Below are 3,443 nucleotides of genomic sequence, written 5' to 3' on the forward strand. Positions count from 1 at the left end.
GCTGTTCGCACCTCAAGTAGCGTGGCCATAGACCCAAAGCTGTTCGCGTAGCGTGCGCGTAGCGCTTAAGCTGATAGCTGTTCGCGAAGCGTGCGCGTAGCGCATTAGCTGATAGCTGAATGCTTAAATAGATAGCACTTTCCACCCATCACCCCATCGGGTTACGTAATCTTACGATTTAGGGTGTAAAACAATAACTCATCGTCCAAGTAATTCACCTTTTTATCTTGCCAGTTAATTATCCATTTTGTATAAGTATATGTAGCGTTAGAAATAACCGCTGGTGCATCGAGTAATTCATTAGCATGAAACCGTTGAACAGTAAAAATTTCATCAACGGGAAAGACCCATCGGTTGCCCTCAATTTCCACAACCACCATCCGTTGATACATCACACTACTCACATTGGTTTTGGATTTTAGAGTTAAGGGCTGTTGGATTTTGGATTGCTCGGAATCTGAGTTAGCAGAATTATCTTCCAAACCAAGGAGATGGCTGAGGGAAACGCACATCAGGATTTCCCCACGAATGTTCACGATTCCCAGTAAGATCTCATTGCTGCGGTGGGGGATAGTGTGGATAACACAAGGCTGGGTGACTTCTTTGAATAACTTTGCAGACAATGCCAACCATTCTACTCCTAGCCGAAAGATAATTACGGATATGGTTTCCCCTAGTTGTGTCAGAGTACTTTCCCGTTGCGGGACAGATTGGGAAACCAGTAAGTTAGTCCATTCATTAATGTAACCTGGAGGCGGTTCACGTTCAAGCAAGCCGCGCCCTGCTAAAGAGTAAACTGGACAGTTGCGGCAATGAATGAAGGTTTTTAATTCTGAGCAGGAGCGATCGCCTGTCACTCCGATTTGGTTCCAACAATCGTTAAAAATTGGTTTATTACTTGTTTTATATTGCATTACTTCAGGAGTATATTAAACGTTAATATCAAACCAATTTGTGCTAGTTGTTTAACTAGAAAAAAAAGTTGATATTTTTGTAAATTTTAATTCACGTATTTATTGAATAAACGCTAAGATTTCGATAGTATTATCCGAATATACACTATTTCCAATACTATCCCTCCAATTCCCATTTCATCCAATCCTTAATCCTTGATCCTTCATTTGCTAGATATAACGTTTTTCGTCGTTATGAGGTACAGTATTCTTTGATGTTGATTCCCTGTTAGGTGCGCTCTTACCATTAAGAATTAAATTCGCCACGGGTCGCACCTCTTGATGCAGTGATCGCTATTCCCTATTCTCTCTTCCCAGATCCGCTGTTCCCAGATCCGCTGTTCCCTATTACCTATTACCTACTTATAGCGTTTCTAGGAGGGTGCATCTCCTAAAAGTTGTTTGACAAGGTGGTGCGTTACGGGGCGGGCTGTCTAAACCCTGGCGCTTGAGCGGAAAATGAGACCCCCCCTGAAGCACCACTAGCAACTTTTTTACAAATATGAGATGCACCCCATTGACCTTGCTCAACAGTAGTGTAATAGACATTATTGAGTCCCTGATTTCTAAAAGCACTAAATGAGACTGGCGCATTAATCCCTAGGGGGTGCATCTCCTAAAAGCTGTTTGATTCGGTGGTGCGTTACGGGGCGGACTTTCCCAAAGCTGGCTACGAGCTGGAAAATGACGGCGAGCCGCCCCTAACGCACCCTACGTAATATTTTCAAATATGAGATGCACCCATCCCTAGGTCAAGGTTTTTGACCTTCTCAAGCGCCTGTCTGAGCCGAGCCTTGTCAACCTTATCCCCCATCATTTGTAGAATCACAACTAGGAGTTTTGCATTCAGAAACCCTTCCAGACTAACAAAACTATACCTAAGGGGTTTGTATTCTGCCGAGCTGAAATTCTTCGGAGGCATCGGGTTATATTGATCCATCAATGCTCGATAGTCACTTACAGCAGCTAGGGAGGTGTCATTGTAACTGGGTACCACTTGCGAATTAATCAAATTTGTAGTATAATCTATCCCAGTATCAAAGAGTAGAAATACATCATCATTTTCAATCAAATTAATGGTGTTTTTAATCGCCCTAGTGGGATTGTATCCATCATCATAAGCCTGAATCACAATTTGTTTGCCATTGATACCGCCTTGGCGATTAATATCTTCTATATAAGCCATTGAACCTCTATACAATTCAATGCCTAAACTTCTAGATGCTCCTGTAAATGCAGCAGACATTCCCAACACAATATCATCCTCTTGGCTCTTCCCTGAGAAACCTGATACCAAAACAAGCAATAGAGATAAAAATAGAGATAAAATAATTAGACCCAGAAGCTTTAACTGATTGGAAATGTGTTTGCTTAACATATAGCGGTTTGCGTGTAGGTTAAGTTAAGTTAGGATACTAACTACTAACTACTGACTACTAACTACTGACTACTTCTTCTTATTGTAATTAGCGCGGGTGGCAAACCGCTATATCCGATTGTCCTATGCGATCGCTATTCTTAAACTATCAGCGATCAGCATCTTTACGGTTGTCCAGAACTACTTATATCTTCGTCTCCAGAGCCTTTTTCGTAAGTTTTACGTGATTAAAAAGCTGAAGGCTGACGGCTGACAGCTTACGTCTAAACTTGGAACACCGAAACTTCTGTTTGTAATCCTTGGGCAGTATCATCCAATCGTTCCAGAGCATTATTCGTATCTTTTAGAGAATCAGCCGTTTGTTGTGAGGCTTCGCTTAATTGAACCATCGCCTCGCTAATTTGTTGAGCACTTTTTGATTGGTCTTCAACACTTTGATTCACCATCTCAAACCGGGGAGTCAGGCTCTGCACTTGCTCAATTACTTTAGCAATTTGTTCACTAATCTTGCCGACATTTTCGACACTAGTACTGACATCCTTGCTAAATTTATCCATTTCCATCACCCCAGTTGACACTGCTGATTGCATCTCTTTTACCATAGTCTCAATTTCTAGGGTAGCCACTGCCGTTTGGTCAGCTAGCCGCCGAATTTCCCGAGCCACAACCGCAAAACCAGCCCCATACTCTCCTGCTTTCTCCGCTTCAATGGCAGCATTGAGGGATAGTAAATTAGTCTGATCGGCTACTTTAGTAATAGTGGTGACAACGCTACTGATATTATTGGCTTTTTCATTCATCACCCCCAGTTTGGCAGAAATAGAACTAGTAGCATTGGCTAAGTGACGCATGGTACTTTCCATACGCATCAGGTCTTGTTGACCATGGCTAGCAGCATCAGCAGTAATTTGAGACAGCTGAGCGAGTTGCTCCATAGTTTGAACTAATTCCCCAGAGGTATTGGCAATTTCTTGAGCTGTGCTTGTCACCTCGTTGGTGGAGGCTAATTGTTCGGTCATGGTTGCTTCTAATTGCTTACCAGAGGCAGCAATTTGGGTGGTGGAGCTAGTCATTTGGATACCAGACTGCTGCACCTTATAGATCAATGAATT

Annotated in this window: 3 protein-coding genes; all 3 read right to left on the reverse strand. The window is 42.5% G+C overall.

Features of this window, described 5'->3' with window-relative positions; translation table 11 throughout:
• Positions 1–161: 161 nt before the first annotated feature.
• Complete coding sequence (locus tag F6K57_RS40215) at positions 162–914, reverse strand: chemotaxis protein CheW (RefSeq protein WP_293074478.1); 753 nt, start codon at positions 912–914, stop codon at positions 162–164.
• Positions 915–1,677: 763 nt separating this feature from the next.
• The gene (locus F6K57_RS40220; RefSeq protein ID WP_075899528.1) at positions 1,678–2,331 is read right to left on the reverse strand and encodes an ABC transporter substrate-binding protein; all 654 of its coding nucleotides are present in this window, start codon (positions 2,329–2,331) and stop codon (positions 1,678–1,680) included.
• A 263-nt stretch (positions 2,332–2,594) separates the two neighbouring features.
• The coding region (locus F6K57_RS40225; protein WP_293074481.1) for a methyl-accepting chemotaxis protein at positions 2,595–3,443 on the reverse strand (849 nt) is incomplete at its 5' end.

This window comes from Moorena sp. SIO4A5, from assembly GCF_010672005.1.
Classification (GTDB): Bacteria; Cyanobacteriota; Cyanobacteriia; order Cyanobacteriales; family Coleofasciculaceae; genus Moorena.

Excerpts from the sequence above, each read along its gene's own strand:
- F6K57_RS40220 (WP_075899528.1), bottom strand. The coding sequence starts at position 2,331 with ATGTTAAGCAAACACATTTCCAATCAGTTAAAGCTTCTGGGTCTAATT.
- F6K57_RS40215 (WP_293074478.1), bottom strand. The coding sequence starts at position 914 with ATGCAATATAAAACAAGTAATAAACCAATTTTTAACGATTGTTGGAAC.